17 protein-coding genes are annotated in these 17,880 nt (G+C 71.7%); 6 read left to right on the forward strand and 11 right to left on the reverse strand.

Annotated elements, in window-relative coordinates; translation table 11 throughout:
• Nucleotides 1–23: 23 nt before the first annotated feature.
• On the reverse strand, nucleotides 24–254 hold the full coding sequence (locus KCH48_RS03425; protein WP_210570906.1) for a DUF397 domain-containing protein: 231 nt from the start codon (nucleotides 252–254) through the stop codon (nucleotides 24–26).
• A 292-nt stretch (nucleotides 255–546) separates the two neighbouring features.
• Between KCH48_RS03425 and KCH48_RS03430 the strand changes: the two genes are divergently transcribed.
• Nucleotides 547–1,005, forward strand: coding sequence for a hypothetical protein (locus KCH48_RS03430; RefSeq protein ID WP_246884835.1), 459 nt, complete (start codon nucleotides 547–549; stop codon nucleotides 1,003–1,005).
• Nucleotides 1,006–1,011: 6 nt separating this feature from the next.
• On the opposite strand, the gene KCH48_RS03435 is transcribed toward KCH48_RS03430, so the two are convergent.
• Nucleotides 1,012–1,365 (reverse strand): hypothetical protein, encoded by a 354-nt coding sequence (locus KCH48_RS03435; RefSeq protein WP_210570255.1) that lies wholly within the window; start codon nucleotides 1,363–1,365, stop codon nucleotides 1,012–1,014.
• Between the two features lie 197 nt (nucleotides 1,366–1,562).
• Nucleotides 1,563–2,528 carry a GlxA family transcriptional regulator gene (locus KCH48_RS03440; RefSeq protein WP_210570256.1) on the reverse strand — a complete coding sequence of 322 codons (966 nt, stop codon included), beginning with the start codon at nucleotides 2,526–2,528 and terminating at the stop codon, nucleotides 1,563–1,565.
• A 177-nt stretch (nucleotides 2,529–2,705) separates the two neighbouring features.
• Here KCH48_RS03440 and KCH48_RS03445 point away from each other — a divergent pair, with 177 nt between their 5' ends.
• The gene (locus KCH48_RS03445; RefSeq protein WP_210570258.1) at nucleotides 2,706–3,176 is read left to right on the forward strand and encodes a hypothetical protein; all 471 of its coding nucleotides are present in this window, start codon (nucleotides 2,706–2,708) and stop codon (nucleotides 3,174–3,176) included.
• A gap of 101 nt (nucleotides 3,177–3,277) precedes the next feature.
• Nucleotides 3,278–3,496, forward strand: coding sequence for a hypothetical protein (locus KCH48_RS03450; RefSeq protein WP_210570260.1), 219 nt, complete (start codon nucleotides 3,278–3,280; stop codon nucleotides 3,494–3,496).
• A gap of 35 nt (nucleotides 3,497–3,531) precedes the next feature.
• On the opposite strand, the gene tgmB is transcribed toward KCH48_RS03450, so the two are convergent.
• The 3 genes from tgmB to KCH48_RS03465 all read right to left on the reverse strand — a co-directional run bounded on the left by tgmB (nucleotide 3,532) and on the right by KCH48_RS03465 (nucleotide 5,191).
• On the reverse strand, nucleotides 3,532–4,509 hold the full coding sequence (tgmB, locus tag KCH48_RS03455) for an ATP-grasp ribosomal peptide maturase (RefSeq protein WP_210570262.1): 978 nt from the start codon (nucleotides 4,507–4,509) through the stop codon (nucleotides 3,532–3,534).
• A 16-nt stretch (nucleotides 4,510–4,525) separates the two neighbouring features.
• Nucleotides 4,526–4,717 (reverse strand): putative ATP-grasp-modified RiPP, encoded by a 192-nt coding sequence (gene tgmA, locus KCH48_RS03460; protein ID WP_210570264.1) that lies wholly within the window; start codon nucleotides 4,715–4,717, stop codon nucleotides 4,526–4,528.
• Between the two features lie 177 nt (nucleotides 4,718–4,894).
• A complete protein-coding gene (locus tag KCH48_RS03465) occupies nucleotides 4,895–5,191 on the reverse strand; it encodes a DUF1232 domain-containing protein (protein WP_210570266.1) in 297 nt (98 codons plus the stop codon).
• Between the two features lie 199 nt (nucleotides 5,192–5,390).
• Between KCH48_RS03465 and KCH48_RS03470 the strand changes: the two genes are divergently transcribed.
• Complete coding sequence (locus tag KCH48_RS03470; protein ID WP_210570268.1) at nucleotides 5,391–6,422, forward strand: hypothetical protein; 1,032 nt, start codon at nucleotides 5,391–5,393, stop codon at nucleotides 6,420–6,422.
• A 12-nt stretch (nucleotides 6,423–6,434) separates the two neighbouring features.
• Here KCH48_RS03470 and KCH48_RS03475 read toward each other — a convergent pair whose 3' ends face one another.
• On the reverse strand, nucleotides 6,435–7,541 hold the full coding sequence (locus KCH48_RS03475) for a hypothetical protein (protein WP_210570270.1): 1,107 nt from the start codon (nucleotides 7,539–7,541) through the stop codon (nucleotides 6,435–6,437).
• A 345-nt stretch (nucleotides 7,542–7,886) separates the two neighbouring features.
• Here KCH48_RS03475 and KCH48_RS03480 point away from each other — a divergent pair, with 345 nt between their 5' ends.
• On the forward strand, nucleotides 7,887–8,477 hold the full coding sequence (locus KCH48_RS03480) for a DM13 domain-containing protein (RefSeq protein ID WP_210570272.1): 591 nt from the start codon (nucleotides 7,887–7,889) through the stop codon (nucleotides 8,475–8,477).
• Between the two features lie 59 nt (nucleotides 8,478–8,536).
• Here the strand turns inward: KCH48_RS03480 and KCH48_RS03485 are convergent, their stop codons facing one another.
• From KCH48_RS03485 to KCH48_RS03500, 4 genes are all read right to left on the reverse strand, one after another.
• Nucleotides 8,537–9,901 (reverse strand): FAD-dependent oxidoreductase, encoded by a 1,365-nt coding sequence (locus tag KCH48_RS03485; RefSeq protein ID WP_210570274.1) that lies wholly within the window; start codon nucleotides 9,899–9,901, stop codon nucleotides 8,537–8,539.
• Nucleotides 9,902–10,084: 183 nt separating this feature from the next.
• Nucleotides 10,085–10,891 (reverse strand): chitosanase, encoded by an 807-nt coding sequence (locus KCH48_RS03490; RefSeq protein WP_210570276.1) that lies wholly within the window; start codon nucleotides 10,889–10,891, stop codon nucleotides 10,085–10,087.
• A 169-nt stretch (nucleotides 10,892–11,060) separates the two neighbouring features.
• Complete coding sequence (locus KCH48_RS03495) at nucleotides 11,061–13,799, reverse strand: SpoIIE family protein phosphatase/ATP-binding protein (RefSeq protein ID WP_210570278.1); 2,739 nt, start codon at nucleotides 13,797–13,799, stop codon at nucleotides 11,061–11,063.
• Nucleotides 13,800–13,869: 70 nt separating this feature from the next.
• On the reverse strand, nucleotides 13,870–16,365 hold the full coding sequence (locus KCH48_RS03500) for a SpoIIE family protein phosphatase (RefSeq protein WP_210570280.1): 2,496 nt from the start codon (nucleotides 16,363–16,365) through the stop codon (nucleotides 13,870–13,872).
• 262 nt (nucleotides 16,366–16,627) lie between these two features.
• Between KCH48_RS03500 and KCH48_RS03505 the strand changes: the two genes are divergently transcribed.
• Nucleotides 16,628–17,779 (forward strand): SpoIIE family protein phosphatase, encoded by a 1,152-nt coding sequence (locus KCH48_RS03505; RefSeq protein ID WP_307840784.1) that lies wholly within the window; start codon nucleotides 16,628–16,630, stop codon nucleotides 17,777–17,779.
• The last annotated feature ends 101 nt before the right edge of the window (nucleotides 17,780–17,880 follow it).

The raw sequence follows: 17,880 nt of genomic DNA on the forward strand, positions 1-17,880 counted from the left end.
AGCAAGGGAGTTGACCGGTCCGGCTACAGCAGATGGTCGAACTCGCCGTCCTTCGCCCCGGCCAGGAAAGCCGCCAACTCGGCCGCCGTGTAGACCAGTGCGGGACCGTCGGGGTCGCGGGAGTTGCGCAGCGCGACACCTCCGTCGACGAGTGTGGCGATCTCGACGCAGTTGCCCTCGGCGTTGCTGTGCCGGCTCTTGATCCAGCGGGCGTCCAGTGAACTGGCCCGCACTCCGTTGTGTACTGGTGGCACCGCAGTCTCCTCGCTGTTCAGGATGCTGTTCACGACCCATGTCCCCGCACATGGGGCATCGCGACGGTCCTACCCGCTCCGGCCTGATTCTCACGCAATTTCCCGTGCAATTGCACGAAGGGCCGTTCGCTGTGGATAATAGCTGCGGCGTCAACACTGCGTCCGGCGCCCCATTCTGACGTCGCATCGGGGAGATGCCGTGTCATCACCTGCGGACCTACCACGCCACACGTCGAGCGATGCAGCGCGGCGCGACGTACAGCCGACGGGCGTGGCACGCACCACGCCCCTGATGGCGCTGGGGCGGGTTCCGTGGCGCGAGATCAAGGACTCCACCGGCTCCGCGGCGGCCATCCCGCTGCTTCTCAACAGCGTCGCGTGGGGTGACGCCGCCACCGCCCGCTCCGCGCTCGACGAGCTGCGCACTCGCATCTGTCAGTACGGCTTCGTGGTGGAGCAGGCGACGGCAGCCACCGTGCCGTTCCTGTGGGAACTCGCCCAACTTCCCCGTGTGACCTGCCGCGCGCAGATCATCCAGCTGCTCAGGAGCATCGCCGACGCCCGCCAGTGGGAGAGCACCGCGGCCGTCTACCCGAAACTGCTTCACCACCGCGAGAACCCTGTGGTCTGGGAGCGCCAGGCACGCCAGGCCGTGCGTGCCCGGCGCGGCGAACTGGGGCGGCTGATGAACGACGAGGACGCCGAGATCGCCCAGGCCACGACGGAACTGGCGCGGGCCATAGGGGCCTGATCGCAGTCAGGCGGCGCTGCTTCGTGGGATCCGATGCGGGCAGGACGTGTCGTGGTCGGTGCCGCAACTCGTCCACCAGCGCTCGCAGCAGGCGGCGTACAGCTCCGAGCGGACGATGTCGTCGGCGGCTCCCTCGCCACGCCCCCGCGCGGCGGCCTGGGCGCGCAGCGCGGTGACGGTGCGGCGCTCGTCGTGCAGGACCGTTTCCCGTACGACGGCGATGACCGGGACGAGACTGGCGGCCGTGAACAGCAGCGCCGCCCACACGAGACCGCAGAGGAGTTCGAGGACCGCCGTCCAGGCGAGTCCGGCGCTGGTGAGGACGTACAGCCCGCAGAGCAGGCGATGGGAGGCGTGCATGGGCGAAGACCGTTCCTACTGAGGGGGATGCCTCCTGCTCAACGGCCCGCGGTGGCACGGGGAAGCGGGTGTTTTCGGGCGGATCGTCCGTGACCGGGTGTCTGTCGTGACGTTGGTCGGATTCGAGCGGCAATCGTCAGCAATGGGTCAAGTGCGAGCCAGGAAACGGAAGATGGGCGTCCGTGTGCGGGAGCGCGTCAGGAACGCTTCATCGCCCCGGCCTTTGTGTGGAAGGCCGCCCGATATGCCTGCGGACTGGTGCCGACCACCCGGCGGAACCGCTCCCGGAACGCGGTCGCCGAGCCGAACCCCGCGAGCTGCGCGACCCGTTCGACCGGATGGTCGCTGTTCTCCAGCAGATACTGGGCCCGCCGCACCCGCGCCCGGAGCACCCACTGCAAGGGCGTGCTGCCCGTCTGCTCGCGGAAACGACGACTGAAGGTGCGCTCGCTCATCCCGGAGCGTGCCGCCAGCGCGGACAGGGTGATCTCGTGGGCGAGGTGGTCCTCGATCCACTCCAGCAGCGGCTCCAGCGTCGAGCCGCGTGGCACGGGCGGGTGTTCGTGCACGATGAACTGGGCCTGGCCGCCCTCCCGTTCCAGCGGCATGACGGACAGCCGGGCGGCGTCCGCGGCGACGGCCGACCCCAGGTCCCGGCGGATCATGTGCAGGCACATGTCGAGTCCGGCGGCGGCGCCGGCCGAGGTGAGGATCTGGCCGTTGTCGACGTACAGCACGTCCGGCTCCACCTTGATGTCCGGGAAGCGGTGGGCCAGCACATCGGCGGCCACCCAGTGGGTGGTGGCGCGCTGCCCGTCCAGCAGCCCGGTCTCCGCCAGCACGAACGCGCCGACGCACACGGACGCGATCCGCGTGCCGGCCCGCGCCGCCTGCCGCAGCGCCGCGACCACCCGGTCGGACGGGGGAGGCGCGCCCTGGGCGCAGCCCGGCACGATGACGGTGTCGGCCTCCGCCAGCGCCTCCAGCCCCACGTCGACCCTCAGCGCGAAACCGTGGGTGCGCACCTCCGGGGACTCGGCGCAGAGCCGGACCCGGTAGGGATGGCGGCCGTCGGGCAGTCGTGTCAGTCCGAACACCTGCAGAGGTGTCGCCATGTCGAACGGCACCACCTCGTCGAGGACCAGGATCGCCACACTATGCATGAAGGCCACGATAGACGGATTCCCGCCACCCGATTCACCGGCGGACTCAGGAGAAAAGGCCTGGTGTGCGGCTTGGCGAGAATCCGTTGAAAGCTGTCATTCCAGCCCCTGTGCGGCCGCTCCGAAGATCCATAACGTGGACCGGGCCCGAGGCCCTTCGACCCTGGACGCTCCTCGATGACCAAGATCCTCCTGTCCCTGCACGTCCTCGCCGCGATCATCGCCGTCGGCCCCGTCACCGTCGCCGCCAGCATGTTCCCGCCGGCGGCCCGGCGCGCGCACACCGACGGCGAAGGGCCCGATCCCGCGGCGGTGAGCACCGTCCGGATGCTGCACCGCATCTGCCGCGTGTACTCCGGGATCGGACTGGCGGTGCCGCTGCTGGGGTTCGCCACGGCTGCCGCGATGGGGGTGCTGGGCGACGGCTGGCTGATCACCTCCATCGCCCTGACCGCCGCGGCGGCAGGCGTACTGGTCGCCTTCGTGCTGCCCCGCCAGGACGAGCTTCTCGGCGAACTCGGCGCGAATCGGCCCGTGGAGCGCGCGCACACCGCCCAACTCGCCATGTTCACCGGCATCTTCAATCTGCTGTGGGCCACGGTCACCGTCCTCATGATCGTCCGGCCCGGTTCCACAACCGGCGCCTGACGTCAAGCCACCGGCGGAATTCACGCCCCCGTGTGCCGCTGCGCCTACACTCGACAGTCGTGCCCATGCGCATGGGCCATGACTGAAAGGCACGTTGACGGGTGTTCCAGGATTCCCCCATCTACGACCGGCTGGTCGCCGAGCGCGGCGACGTACCCTCCCAGACCCGCAGGGAGGCCGAACGCGTCAGCAGGGAACTGGAGTTCGCCATGCGGCCGCTGCAGTCCCACGGGCATGCGCCCGGCCTTGAGCAACGCTCGTCGCATCCGGGCGCGGGGTGGCAGCGCTCGGCCCTGCCGCCGAGCCCTCGGCCGCACTGACCTCCAGGCCACCTGGCCGCCCTGCCGTCCGTCTGTCAAGAAACCGCCCTGTTCGTGCCGTTGACCTGCGAGCGCCGTTCAGGACCCGGTTGCGCCAGCCACTCCGCGATGCTGCGGGCGATCGGCTGACCGGTGTCCACCTCGACGAAGCCGAACTGGCCCGACTGGTTGCACTCCAGGAACCACCAGGTGCCGTCGGCGTCCTCGGCGAAGTCGAAGGCGCCGTAGGCCAGTTCCGCCTCACGGAGATACAGGCGGACAGCGGCGGCGACACGTGGCGGCACCTCGGCCGCCTGCCACGGGGAGTCGGAGAGGGCGAAGCGGACGTCCACCTGGTCGGGGTCCGTGTCCGCGGCCTTGCGGGCGGCTAGCATCCGGTCGCCGACGGCCGTGAGGCGGATGTCGGCCCGCTTGGCGATACGCCGTTGCAGCAGCGTGGGGCCGAAGGCGACGGCGGCGAAGTCCGTGCCGGGCGCCACCCTGCTGGTCGGCACCGCCCGCGGCGGGTCCTGCGGATGCGCCCCGGAGACCGGCTTGACGACCAGATCGGGGTAGCGCTCGGAGAACTCGCGGGCGGCCTGCGGGAACGTCGTGATCAGGGTGGCCGGCACGGGGAGGCCGCACCGCTGGGCCAGCCGGAGCTGCCACGGCTTGTGGCGGGCGCGGCGGGCCGCGTCCGGATGGTTCATCCAGCGCGCGTCCGAGCCGCGGAGCATGCCGTACAGAGCCTGTGAGGCCTCCTCCGTCAGCCACGAGGACGGCGCGGGGGCGCGCGTGGCCGCGGCCCCCGGCCTGCGCACCCAGATCGAGCGCACCCCCTCGATGCTCACCAGCCGCCCCCCGGCCGACAGATGGCCGCGGAACCCACCGTGCACATACTCCCCGGACAGCCCGACATCGCCGGTCAGGTCGGCCGGGTCGAGCCGGATCACCGGTACTCCGGACACGTTGAGGTGCACCACCACCAGGTCGGCCGTCACATCCGCTTCAGAGGTGAGGATCAGGACGGTCATCGTCGCCGGTCCGTGTTCAGTCGTCGAAGTGAGTCTTCGAGCCCGCGGTCGACGTCGTGGTCCCCAGTTCCCTCATCAGCGCGAAGTCACGGGCGGCTATCCGCCCGTCCATGAGCACGTTCAACTGCAGTCCGGAGTCATAGATGTACGGAGTGGTGACTTCCAACTCTGCTGCCGGACGTGCGTAGTTGAGCGTGAATGGTTGCATCGTCTCTCCCTCGTCGGTGCTGTGCCGATCAGCTGTGGTCGGCTGGCGGCAAGGCATGGTCCGCCGACTTCCTTCGTTTTCCAGAGACTTATACGAATCGAACGAGTGAATGGTTTCCTTACGCTGCGTAGTCACAGTCAGTTCCCGTTCTTGAGACGCGAAAAGACGTCATCGGGTTCAGGCGGGACCATTCCGGTGGTCGGCGCGCGAAGGGCCGATGGGCGCGCGCAGGGAGCGCAGGGCGAGGAGCAGTACGCCGATGTCGTCCAGGTACACCGGGTCCGGCACCAGGTCGGTGGGCAGCACGAAGTAGAGCAGGGCACCCCAGAACACCCAGCGTGGCCCGGTGGGCAGTCCCGCCCGGCGCAGCGCGCGCCGGGCCCGGACCAGCCGCACCAGAAGGGCGACGGCCACGGTCAGCAGGGCCGCCGCCAGGACCGCCGCCACGACGATCCATTCAGTGGTCGAATCCACGGAACCTCCTCGCGCCGGGCTTCTTCTATGCGGATTGCCCGTTTGCGGTGCTTGTATCGCCTGTCGGGGTCAGCACAGTCATACCTGTGGCCCACCTGAGTGGCAGGGTGCCGCGCGTGGGCCTGGAATGGTCAGCGATACGTCGCGTGTCGCGCGTCGGGGGCGCGAGAGCAACCGCACTCTTCCCAGGGAGCCGACCATGACGACCAGTTCCGCATCGCCGGGCTCGAACGAGCATGTGATACCCGCCACAGGGGCGCGGTACGGCGACCCGCTCGGCGGCCTCGTACAGGCCGCCGTCGCCGACCGGCCCGTGGAAGAGGTCGCCCACCTCATCACGCTGTTGGAGCGGTCACCGCAGTACGCACAGGCCACGGTGGACGCGCTTCGCGCGGTGGGAGTGACCCGGTCCGTGGAGGACGTCACCCGGCTCGTCATCCTGCTGACCCGGCCGCCGCGCGACGCCGGCTGCGCGGACGAGGCGATCCGCGCCGCGGCGGGGGCCCGCCCGGTGGAGGAGGTGACCCGGCTGATGGACCTGATGCACCGGGCGCCCCTGGAACCCCACTGCGGGCAGGAGGCCATACGGGCGGTCGCGACCGGGCGGCCCGTCGAGGAACTCGTGGAGCTGATCGGGAGGCTGGCCGTCGCGCGCAGCGCGGAGAGCGTCGACGAGCCGCCTGACTGGCCGCCGTTCGGCCAGGGACCCGAGGGCGCACCGACCCTGGGCGCCGTCCCTCCGCCGCCTCCCGGTCGCCCGCCCTCGGTCAACCGGGCTCCCCGCTGGCCGAGTCGGCTCTCCGTCGCGGTCCTCGCCGTCTGCGGCCTGCTCTGGTTCCCGCCGCAACGCGACGGCGCCACGCCCCAGGTGTACGGCTTCGCGCTCGGCGTGTCGGCCCTGTGCCTGGTCCTGGCCCTGCTGCTGACCGTGCGGGCCGCGCTGCCCCTGCTGGCGGCGGCCGTCGTGGTCCCGGCGGCGCTGGCCGCGACCCAGGTCTTCGAAGCCTGGCTGGACTCGCCCGACCTGTCCCGGGCACTGGATCTCACCCTCGCACCGAGCTGGGCCACGGGCCTGACCGCCGTATGCGCGGCACTGGCCGCACTGATCGCCCTGCTGGTGAACCTGGCGGCACAGTCACCCGGCGCGGACTCGGTGGCACGCCTGATGGCGGAGGCACAGCGCACGGCCGACGCGCCGCGTACGGCGCAGGCGCACCGTACGGGCGACTGACCCTGGCCTCGCTCAGCCGGCGTCGTCCTCGTCACGCCGCCGCGCTCTGGCGGTGCCCTTGAAGCGTCCGAACGTGCGCGTCAGCTGCTGGAGCGGGGAGCCGGCGTGCCCGTCGGGCGCGACCGGTTCCTGGAGTGCGGCGGCGGAGGACTCCCGGTACGCGGCCAGTGCCTCGTTGGCGCGCTCGGCCGCCTCCCGGTACAGATCCCGGGACTTCGTCATGGCCTCGAGTGCGTCGGCGTACATGGCCACCAACTGGCGCTGGCGCACGAGGTCCTCTTCGACCGTCAGCAGCCGCCAGCCCTCCCGGAACGCGCTGATGGCCGCATCGGCGCCGTCCGGCAGCGGCCGGGCGGAAGCGGCGTACCGCGTCAGGATGTCGATCAGATCCGTCGGCTCCGACCCGTCCAGGAAGACGCTGCGTACGGCCAGGTCCTGGGCGTCGTCCCCGTCGCGGGCCGGCGCCTTGGACAGCACCACGGCGCCACCGCGCGGCACCTCCACGCCGAACTCGCGCAGCGCCCAGTTCACCGCGCGCAGCTGCTGCGGCGCGGCCCGGTGCTCGACCACGCAGTGCCGCAGGCTCGGCGGCAGCAGCCGGGCCAGCGGCAGCAGTCCGCGCTCGTCGGGGGTCATGGCCTCGTGGACGACGATGTGGATGCCCCAGCTGCCGCGCACGGAGTCCCGCAGGACGCGTCGCAGGGCCTTGTCGTCCGCGGGCAGGCGGTTGGCGTCCCGGAAGCGCAGTCCCGTGACCGGCTCGAGGTCCCAGGCGGAATCCGGTGCCTCGGGCCAGAACATGGTGACGGGGGAGGGCCAGTCGGGGTCCCACGGCCGCTCCGCCTCCGCGACCAGGACCCACTCCCGGCCGTCCTCGGAATCGGGGGCGAACGTCAGCCGGGCCCGTACGGTCACGGCGTCGGCGACCTGCCATCGGGCCTCGAAGATCCCTTCGGGGGCGTCCTCGGTGACCTCGAGGTGGTCGTCCAGGACCCCGTTCTGCTTGCGCCGCCGGAGCGTGAGCCGGACGACGGCGTCTGCGTCGGGTCCGGCGTAGCGGCCGCGGGCGAGCCACACGGTGGACGGAATCGTGGAGTGGACGGCGGGGGTGGTCGTCATGAGTCCATCTGTATGCGAGGTGACCGTACAACTGCCAGTATCGTCGCCGCAGGTCGATCCGGAACACGCGGGGTCCCGCCCGTGCGGGCACACGGGAGGCGCGAAACGCACACGGGGTGTGATCGTCGCACTTCGGCGAGCTGCCCTTCACTCATGGCCCGGCCCCAGCCCGACCATGACAATGTCTCCCGGCGAACAGGGCTTGCCCACCATCCGCATTGGGGCGGGCCCTGTTCGCCGCCCCGGCCATCGACGTAAGACTTCCGTCATCACCTGCGACATGTGCGAGGGCCCCCCGGTCCGCTGAAATGGGGGCGACAGGCAGTTCTCAGGAAGTGGGGCGGGATGGGGCGCGTGCGCAAGGTGCTGGGCAAGCCATGGGTGATCGGGGCGCTGGTGGTGGCGTTCGCCGGAGTCGGTGCGGGGCTTTACTGGTTCCAGCCCTGGAAGCTCTGGCAGGACGAGACGGTGGTGGAGGCGCTCCCCGAGGTCGCCCCGTCCTCGTCCCCCTCCCCGTCCTCATCCCCGTCCCCGTCGTCTTCCGCGTCGGCCGAGGCGGCGCCGTCACCGGTGGCGCAGGAGCCGCGGACGCTGGCCAGGGGTGAGTTGATCAGCCATGAGCACGCCACCTCGGGCACGGTGAAGCTCGTACGACTGGCCGACGGCTCCCATGTCGTACGGCTGGAGAGCCTTGACACCAGCAACGGTCCGGACCTCCGCGTGTGGCTGACCGACGCGCCGGTGAAGGAGGGCGTCGCCGGGTGGCACGTCTTCGACGACGGCAAGTACGTCAGCCTCGGCAAGCTCAAGGGCAATAAGGGCAGCCAGAACTACGCCCTGCCCAAGGAGGTCGACCCCGCCGAGTACAGCAGCGTCAGCATCTGGTGCGACCGGTTCGACGTCTCCTTCGGTGCCGCCGAACTCAGGTCCGCCTGACGCGGTGCGCGCAAGGGGTCCGGGAGCACCGCTCCCGGACCCCTCGATCAGTCGCTCTCTTACGCGCCGCTGGCCTTCAGCATGTCCTCGCGCTCGACGAGCTTCACCCGCTCGCGGCCCTCCGGCTCGCCCAGCGCCTTCTCCGCGGCGTCCAGCTTGTACCAGCCGTCCCAGGTGGTGAACCGGACGTTCCGCTCGGCGAGGAACGCGTCCACGGCGTCCGGCTCGGGCGAAGCCGGCGTGTGCAGACGGCCGTTCGCGTGGTCGGCCAGCAGGTTGGACACCGTCTCGTTGGCGTCGCCCTTGGTGTGGCCGATCAGACCCACCGGACCGCGCCGGATCCAGCCGGTGACATACGTCGACTGCAGGTGCTCGCCGCTCTCCTGGATGACCCGGCCGCCCTCGTCCGGGACCGTGCCCGAGTCGAGGTCCCAGGGCAGCTTGGGGAGCTTGTCGGAGAGATAGCCGACGGCGCGGTAGACCGCCGTGACGTCCCAGTCCTTGAACTCCCCGGTGCCCTTGACGTTGCCGGTGCCGTCGAGGGCGGTGCGCTCGGTGCGCAGGCCGACGACCTTGCCGTCCTCGCCGACGATCTCGGTGGGCGACTCGAAGAAGTGCAGGAACAGCTTGTGCGGCCGGTCGCCGACGTCGCGGATGGCCCAGTTCTCCAGGGTCTTGGCGACCATGTCGGCCTGCTTGTTGCCGCGCCGGGTCTCGATCGAGCCCGCGTCGTAGTCGATGTCCTCGGGGTCGACGATGACTTCGATGGTGGGGGAGTGGTCCAGCTCGCGCAGTTCCATCGGGGAGAACTTCGCCTGTGCCGGGCCACGGCGGCCGAACACATGGATCTCCACGGCCTCGTTGGCCTTCAGGCCGTCGTAGACGTTCGGCGGTATCTCCGTGGGCAGCAGCTCGTCCGCGGTCTTGGCCAGGATGCGCGCCACGTCGAGCGCCACGTTGCCGACGCCGAGGACGGCGACCTTCCTGGCGGTGAGCGGCCAGGTGCGCGGCACGTCCGGGTGGCCGTCGTACCAGGAGACGAAGTCCGCGGCGCCGTACGAGCCGTCGAGCTCGACGCCGGGGATCGACAGGTCGCGGTCGGCCGTGGCGCCGGTGGAGAAGATCACCGCGTCGTAGAACGCGCGCAGGTCGTCCAGGCTGATGTCGGTCGGGTAGTCCACGTTGCCGAACAGACGGATCTGCGGCTTGTCCAGCACCTGGTGGAGGGCGGTGATGATGCCCTTGATCCTGGGGTGGTCGGGGGCGACGCCGTACCGGATCAGCCCGAACGGGGCCGGCATGCGCTCGAAGAGGTCGATGGACACACCGGGTTCGGCGGCCACGTCGGACTTGAGCAACGCGTCGGCGGCGTAGATCCCGGCGGGGCCGGCTCCGACGATGGCTACCCGCAGGGGGCGGGGCATGATCAGGTTCCCTTCGAGCGGCGACAGACGATCTCGAACGGGAAGCCTAAACTAAGGTAACCCTAAGTCGGTACGCGGGTCCGGTCTATGAGCTCATAAGGCTACGTTATGAGGGGTACGGGCCTCGCGGCGCCCCCAGTGGGCTGCCGCACCAGGTGCGGTGCGGCAGCCTCGACGGCGGGCTCAGCCGATGTGGTAACTGTCCCCGTAGACCTTCCAGTTCAGCGGCGGGTCGAGGTCCAGGTTCCCCTCGCGCAGGAAGACCCGCTGGGCCGTGTCGACCCGGCTGGTGTCGCTGTGCGCCTCCTCCTGCTTCATCGCCCACACCCGGGCGTCGAGGAAGGCGTCCAGGTACGTCACCTCGTCGCCGCCCTGCGCCGGCGGCCGTGCGCTCCGCAGGGCCCGGCTGCGGATGCTCCCGAAACTGGCGCTGTCGGAGCCGTCGCCGTGCATGACCAGGGCGTCGTAGTACGCGAACTGGCCCAGCACGCGCAGCCCGTCCGCCTTCCCCTGCCGTACGGCCGGGTCGAAGTACACCCGGTCGCGTTCGTCGTTCTGCGCCTGCTGGAAGGTGCTGTCCTGTGCGGCCCGGCGCCAGTCCCGGGGGTAGTCCGGGTCGAGGCCCTCGTGCGAGTCGGAGCCGTTGACCTCGCGGAGGGCGGGCAGGTACTTGGCGAGCACGTTGCCGGGCTTGCGGTCGGCGTAGAGCTCCACCAGGTCGAGCATGTCGCCGGTGCCGGAGCAGAAGCCGACGATCCCGGCGGTGTAGCCGCGGCCGTCGCCGATGTCCTCGATGTACTGGTACTGCGCCTTCCAGTCGAGCGAGGAGTTCTCCGCGCTCGACACGAGCTTCATGGCGATCTCCTTCTTCGCCGGGTCGTCGAGTCCGGGCGCGCGGACGGCGCCGGCGTGCGGGGCGTTGAACAGGGGGATCGCGGTGGCCGACACGCCGATCGCGGCGAGCAGGGTACGGCGAGTGGGGTGCCTCACGGGTGCTCCAAGTGATGGTGGGGGGTGGGGGATTGGAGGGACGTGGCACTGATAGGAAGGTTTCCTATCAGAGGTTGGAGGCGTTGGACACCCGTCGCGGCACAACTTCGTAGGGATGAACAAGCGGGGGATGAACAAGCGGGCGGGCCTCAGCGCCGCCCGCCCGGAGTCACGGCAGTGGCTGTTCCGCCCAGATGACCTTGCCCTCGGGCGTGTAGCGCGTGCCCCAGCGCTCGGCGAGCTGGGCGACGAGGAACAGGCCCCGCCCGCCCTCGTCCGTCATCGCGGCATACCGCAGATGCGGAGAGGTGCTGCTGCTGTCGAAGACCTCACAGATCAGGGTGCGGTCGCGCAGCATCCTGACGTGGATGGGGTCGCCGCCGTACCGGATCGCGTTGGTCACCAGCTCGCTCAGGATCAGCTCCGTGGCGAACGTCAGCTCGTCCAGCCCCCAGTGCGCCAACCGGCGCGTGACCTCGGCCCGTACGTCCGCGACGGCCGCCGGGTCGGACGGCACCTGCCACTCGGCGACCCGGTCGGCGTCCAGCGCCCGGGTGCGCGCCACGATCAGGGCGATGTCGTCGCTCGACCGCGCCGTGAGCCGGGAGTCGAGGACGACCCGGCAGGTGTCCTCGGGCGAGTCGTCGGCCTGCTCCAGCGCGGAACGCAGCAGCTCCAGACCGACGTCGATGTCCCGCTCCCGGTCCTCGACGAGCCCGTCCGTGTACAGGACGAGCCGGCTGCCCTCGGCCAGTTCGAGGTCGACCGTCTCGAACGGCAGACCGCCCAGGCCGAGCGGGGGACCGGCCGGGACGTCGGCGAACTCGACGCTGCCGTCCGGGTGGATGAGAGCCGGTGGCGGGTGCCCGGCGCGGGCGACGGTGCAGGTGCGGGAGACCGGGTCGTAGATCGCGTACAGACAGGTCGCGCCGGTGACCGGAGCGCTGCCGCCCTCCACCGTCTCGTCCTGGTCGATGCGGCCGACCAACTCGTCCAGCAGGGACAGGAGTTCGTCGGGCGGCAGGTCCAGCGCGGAGAAGTTGTGCACGGCCGTGCGCAGCCGCCCCATGGTGGCCGCGGCATGCAGCCCGTGGCCGACCACATCGCCCACGACGAGGGCGACCCGGGCGCCGGACAGCGGCAGTACGTCGAACCAGTCCCCGCCCACGCCCGCCTGGGCGGGCAGATACCGGTAGGCGATCTCCAGGGCGTTCTGCTCGGGCAGGTTGCGCGGCAGCAGACTGCGCTGCAGCGTCACCGCCATGCTGTGCTCGCGCGTGTAGCGGCGGGCGTTGTCGATGGACACGGCCGCCCGCGCCACCAGCTCCTCGGCGAGGGCGAGTTCGTCCGCGTCGAAGGGCTCCGGCTTCTCGGAACGCCAGAAGCTGACCACGCCCAGCACCAGGGAGCCCGCGCGCAGCGGCACCGCGATCAGCGAGTGGATGCCGTACTCCACGACCTGCGCGGACCGCTCCAGGTCCTGCGCCCGCCAGCCCGGCGCCTCGCTCAGCCGCGGTTCGAGGACCGCCTGGCCGGAGCGCACGGCACGGGCCTGGGGCGACGAGGGCACGAGCCGGATCTGCTGGCCCAGCGGGTAGAGCGGCGCGTCCTTGCGGATCCCGCTGACCGCCGTACGGCGCACATCGGCGCCCAGGTCCGGCTGCCCGCCGCTCAGCACCGCCTCGAACAGGTCCACGGTGGCGAAGTCCGCAAACCGCGGTACGGCCAGCTCCGCCAGTTCCTCGGCGGTTCGGGCCACGTCCAGGCTGGTGCCGATCTCCACCCCGGCGTCGTACAGCATGTTGAGCCGTTCGCGTGCCGTCTCGGCCCGGCCGGACAGGGCCCGCAGCTCGGTCGAGTCCCGGAGTGTGGCCACGCTGCCGGCCGGTGCCCCCTGGAGGTCGGTCGGGCGCTGGTTGACCGCGAGCAGCCGGTCCCCGACCCGGTGCACCTCGTCGGTGGCCATCCGGCCGGAGGCCAGCAGGTCGGCGGTGTCGGGTGCGAGGCCGAGGTCGCGCACCTGCCGCCCCGTGGCGTCCGCGGGCAGGTCGAGGAGCCGGTGCGCCTCGTCGTTGGCGAGCAGCAGCCGCCCCCCGTCGCCGACGATCATCACGCCCTCGCGCACGGCGTGCAGCACCGCGTCGTGATGCTCGTACATCCGGGTCATCTCGTTCGGGCCCAGACCGTGGGTCTGCCGCAACAGCCGTCTGCTGACCAGCGCCGTACCCGCCATGGCGAGGGCGAGCCCCGCGGCCCCGGCGGCCAGCAGGACCGGCAGCTGCTCGTTCGCGGTCCCGCCCACGTTCTCCGTCGTGATGCCCGCCGACACGAGCCCGACGACCTTCCCGTCGTCGTCCTTGATCGGCACCACGGCCTGGACCAGGGGGCCGATCGTGCCGTCGATCTCCTCGGTCACGACGCCCCCGGCCAGCGCGGGCTGGAGGGTGCCGACGAACTTCTTGCCGATGCGGTCGGGGAAGGGATGGGTGTAGCGGGTCCCGTCGGTGTTCATGACGACGATGAAGTCGACGCCGGTCGCCTCACGGGCCGCCTCGGCCCGCGGCTGCAGCACAGCCGTGGGATCGGGGTCGTCCAGCGCCTCGCGGGTGCCCGGCGCGTTCGCGAACGCCTCGGCGACGGCGACCGAGCGGTTGCGGGCCTCGATCGTGCTGTCGTGCCGCACCTGCAGCACCAGCGCCACCACGGCGGCCACGACCAGCAGCAGCACGATGACGACCTGCAGGACGAACACCTGCCCGGCGACGCTGCGCCCGCTCAGCGCCGACCGCAGCGCCGCGGCCGGCCCGCGGCGCTGGTTCGCCCCACGGGCAGGGCCGGGCGCGCGCTGCACGCGCGGACCACTGGGGCGACGGGTCGTCACCTCGGATCGACCCCCATGCCGGACCATGTGCCATGTCTACACTGCGAGACCTCGGGAGGCGAGGGGCGTCACCCAGGGTGACAGCGCTGCCGCGCGGTCACGGGCGTGGGGGTGCGGGGCGGCGTGTGGCCAGCAGGAGCGCGATGTCGTCCGGGCGGTCGCGGGCGTGCCGGGCCCGGGCGGTGAGCCGGTCGGCGAGGCCCGTCAGCGGCAGGCCGCCCGGTGTGCCCGACTTGGCGAGGGCCACGCGCAGTTCCGTGATGCCGACGTCGATGTCGGCGCCGGGCCGCTCGACCAGACCGTCCGTGTAGAGCGCGAGGACGGCGCCCGGCTCCAGCCGCAGCTCCGTCACCGGGTAGTCGGCGTGCGGGTCGACGCCGAGCACGACACCGCCGGGCAGATGCAGGACGTGCGTGCTGCCGTCCGGGTCACGCAGCAGCGGCGGTGGATGTCCCGCGCGAGCCGCTTGGACGGCACCGGTCGCCGGGTCCAGGCGGATGTAGCAGCAGCTCGCGAACTGTCCCGGATCGAGGTCGATCAGCAGCCGGTTGACGCCGCTCATGACCTCGTCCGGCGGACGCCCGCCGAGCGCGAACGCCCGTACGGCGCTGCGCAGTTGCCCCATCGTGGCCGCCGCCTGCACCCCATGGCCCTGGACGTCCCCGATGACCAGGGCGAGCCCGTCCCCGGCCTCCACGACGTCGTACCAGTCGCCGCCCACCTCCATGCCCTGCGTGCCCGGCAGATAGCGTCCCGCCGTCTCCACCCGCGGATGTGCCGACAGACGCCGGGGGAGGAGGGCCTGCTGCAGTCCGCGGGCGAGAGCCGCCTCGCTCTCGTAGCGCTGGGCCTTCTCCATGGCGTGCGCGATCAGCCCGGCCAGCGCGGTGAGCACCGTCCGCTCCTCGGAGCTGAAGCTGTGGGGGCGCTCGAAGCCGAGGATGCAGGAGCCGACCGGGCGGCCGGAGGCGATCAACGGCAGGAAGGCACGGGCCCCTTCCGTGGCGTCGAGCGGGATGCCCGGGTACGTGGCGGCCAGATCCTGCATCGAGTCGAAGAACAGCGGCCGGCCCGAGGTCAGCGTCTCCACACCGGGCAGGTGCGCGTCCAGGGCCACCCCCTCGAACGGGGCCAGGAACCCCGGCGGGAAGCCGGTCTCCCAGGCCAGGTACAGGTGCCGCTCCTGGAGCAGGTAGATGGCGAGCCGGCGGCCGCCGAACGCGGGCAGCAGTTCCCGCATCACCACCGCGGACACCTGGCGGGCGGTGACCGCCTCCGTCAGCGCGATGGCGAGGATGATGGGCCGGTACAGCGGCGCCATGGACGGGTCGCCGGACGCCGGGGCGCGCCCGGTCGGCGAGTCCGTGATCCGCCCGGCGGGCTGGAGGGTGCAGGTCAGGTGGTCCGGGCCCGGATACACCGACAGGGCGAGCCAGTCGCCCTCGAACTCCCCGCCGTCGTCCGCGGGCCGCCGGACGTGGCAGTGCACCGGATCCGGTGCCAGCAGGGCGCTGCGCAGATGGTCCTCGCAGGCCGGCTGGTTCATCCAGGGCACGGCCTCCCACAGGGAGCGGCCCAGCAGTTCCTTCCGCGACCGGCGCAGCAACCGCTCGGCCCGCGGATTGACGTACACCACCAGCCCCAGCCGGTCCAGGCAGAACACGCCGTCCGGCAGGAGGTCGGCGGCCGTGTCCGCCGCGGCGCCGGGGCCCGGATCCAGTACGACGCCTCGAACCCGGTACGGGTCCGGGTGCTCGGCCGGTGTGTCGTACGCCGTCCAGAGCTCCATCAGCCGCAGCGCCCCGTCCTCGGCCCGTACGTACAGCGGCAGCGACGGAGGTCTGCCGGAGGCCGTCTCCCGCAGCGCGGCGAGCACGCGGGGCGCGTCTGCCGGTGTGGCCACCGCTTCGGCGAGGTCCTGCACGGACGGGGCGGCGTCCGAGCCGCGCAGCAGGGCGTGCAGCCGCTCGTCCGCCTCCACGGCCCCGGTCGCCGGATCCCAGGCGAACCGGGCGGTGCGCCCCGTGGCCGGGGACGCGCTCGGCGGCCGTACGCACAGCGGTTCACCGTCCCAGACGACCGGCGGGACGGCCCCGGTCTCCAGGCCCCGCAGGTCCGCCCCCAGCTCCTCGGCGATCCGGGTGAGGCGGTCGCGGGCGGGAAGCAGTTCGGTGGCGTCCGGGGCTGTGGCGCGCAGGACGGTCAGGACGCCGTACACCCCTGACGAGCCGGCGGATCCGGCCGCCGCCACGACGGGCACGTACAGCGAGCCGAACGGGAACGGCAGCCCTGCCGCGAACTGGGGGTAGCGGCGCATCGTCTCCGTGGCGTTCGGCAGGATCACCTGCACGCCGAGCCGATAGGCGTCGGCCACGGGGAACGGGCGGTCGACGTGCATCCGCCACCACGGGCGGAAGAGCTGCCCGGGCAGTCCGGAGAGCACCGCCAGGCGCAGCAGTCCGGGCGTGCTGGAGCGCAGATAGACCCCGCCGGCGACACCGCCGGCCGCGTCGACCGCCTCCGTCGAAGCGTCGGCCAGCAGCGCGGCGAGCCGTCCGGGCATCCGGTACGTGTCCTCGGCGCTCCGAGTCATCGGCCCTACCTCGTCCGTGCGCCGCCACTCGGGCGACACAGCAAGAATGCGCCACGACGCGGCCGGTTCGCACCTGGGCGACGGGAACCGTCGCTCCGGACCGGGAGCCGCTCGGGGTCGGGTCGGCGCGCTGCGGCGCCGCCGCTGGAATACATCAGCCGATACTTGAATGAATGCGGCCGAAAGGGATGTAGTGGAAGACGACCGGGCTGTCCGACCCGCAGCGGCCTCGGCCGATCGATTCGCGCTCGCGGAACGGGCCGTGGCCGCCATCGGCACGACTCTCGACGAACGCAGGACGGGCGCCGAACTGGCCGCTTTCCTCGCCGAAGTGCTCTGTGACGCCGTGGCTGTCGACCTGTTCCCGCAGGACCGGGAGGCGGACGCCCCGCCGGATTCCCTGCGGCCCGTGGCGGCGGCAGGCCGGCGCGATCTGCTGGACGACCTGCGCCGGACCCCGCGCGGCGAGGTCCTGGTCCGGGCTCTTGACGAGGGCCGTCCCCTCACCGCGTCGTTCACCCGGGCGGGCGGCAACCTGCTGGCCGCGCTGTCCGTGCCGCTCCTGGCCGGGGACCGGGCCTTCGGGGTGGTCCTCGCCGTCCGCACCGACCGTGCATTCACCGACGACGAAGCGGCCGTGGCCCACTACGCCGCTCGTCTCGCCGCCGCCCACCTCCACCACGCCGCCGAGCACCACATGGCCCGCAAGACCGTCCTCGATCTGCAGGAGGTCCTGCTCCTCGCCCCCAGCCAGCCGCATCCGAACCTGGACATGGCCACCCGCTACCTCCCCGTCGGCAGCGGCGCCCTCGTGGGCGGCGACTGGTACGAGACGGTACGGCTGCACTACGGCCGCACCCTCCTCGTCATCGGCGACGTCATGGGCCATGGCCTGGACGCCGCCGTCGACATGAACGCCTACCGGTCGATGCTGCGATACGTCGCCTCCACCGATCTGCCCCCGCACCGCATCCTGCGCCAGATGGACACCTCGATGTCCGAGGACAGCAACCGCAGGCCCGCGACCTGTCTGCTCGCCCTCCTGGACCCCGCGCGCGGGACCGTCGCCTTCTCCAGCGCGGGCCATCTGCCGCCCGCCGTCTTCCACCGGGACGGCACCGGCGAGCTGATCGAGCTACCCGTCGGCCCGCCCCTCGGCACCGGCTTCCCCGACTACGAGTCGGCGACCGTGCCGCTCACCCACGCCGACACCCTGCTGATGTTCACCGACGGTCTCGTCGAACGCCGCGACGAGGACATCGACACCTCCCTCGCCCGGCTGGCCCGCCTTCATGTGAAGCCCGGCCTCGACGTCTCCCACCTGCTCGACGAGGTCCTCGACCACCTGCGCGCCGACGCGGCGGACGACGACGTCGCCGCGCTGGCGGCACGCCTGCGGCACCGGGTCAGGTGACGCCGGGTCTGCCTTCAGGCCTCCTGAAAATACCCCCGGGGGTACCCGTGCTAGTCTTCGCCATATACCCCCGGGGGTAATTTTCACGCCTTGGGGAATCG

Origin of the sequence: Streptomyces sp. GESEQ-4 (assembly GCF_017948455.1) — a bacterium.
Taxonomy (GTDB): domain Bacteria; phylum Actinomycetota; class Actinomycetes; order Streptomycetales; family Streptomycetaceae; genus Streptomyces.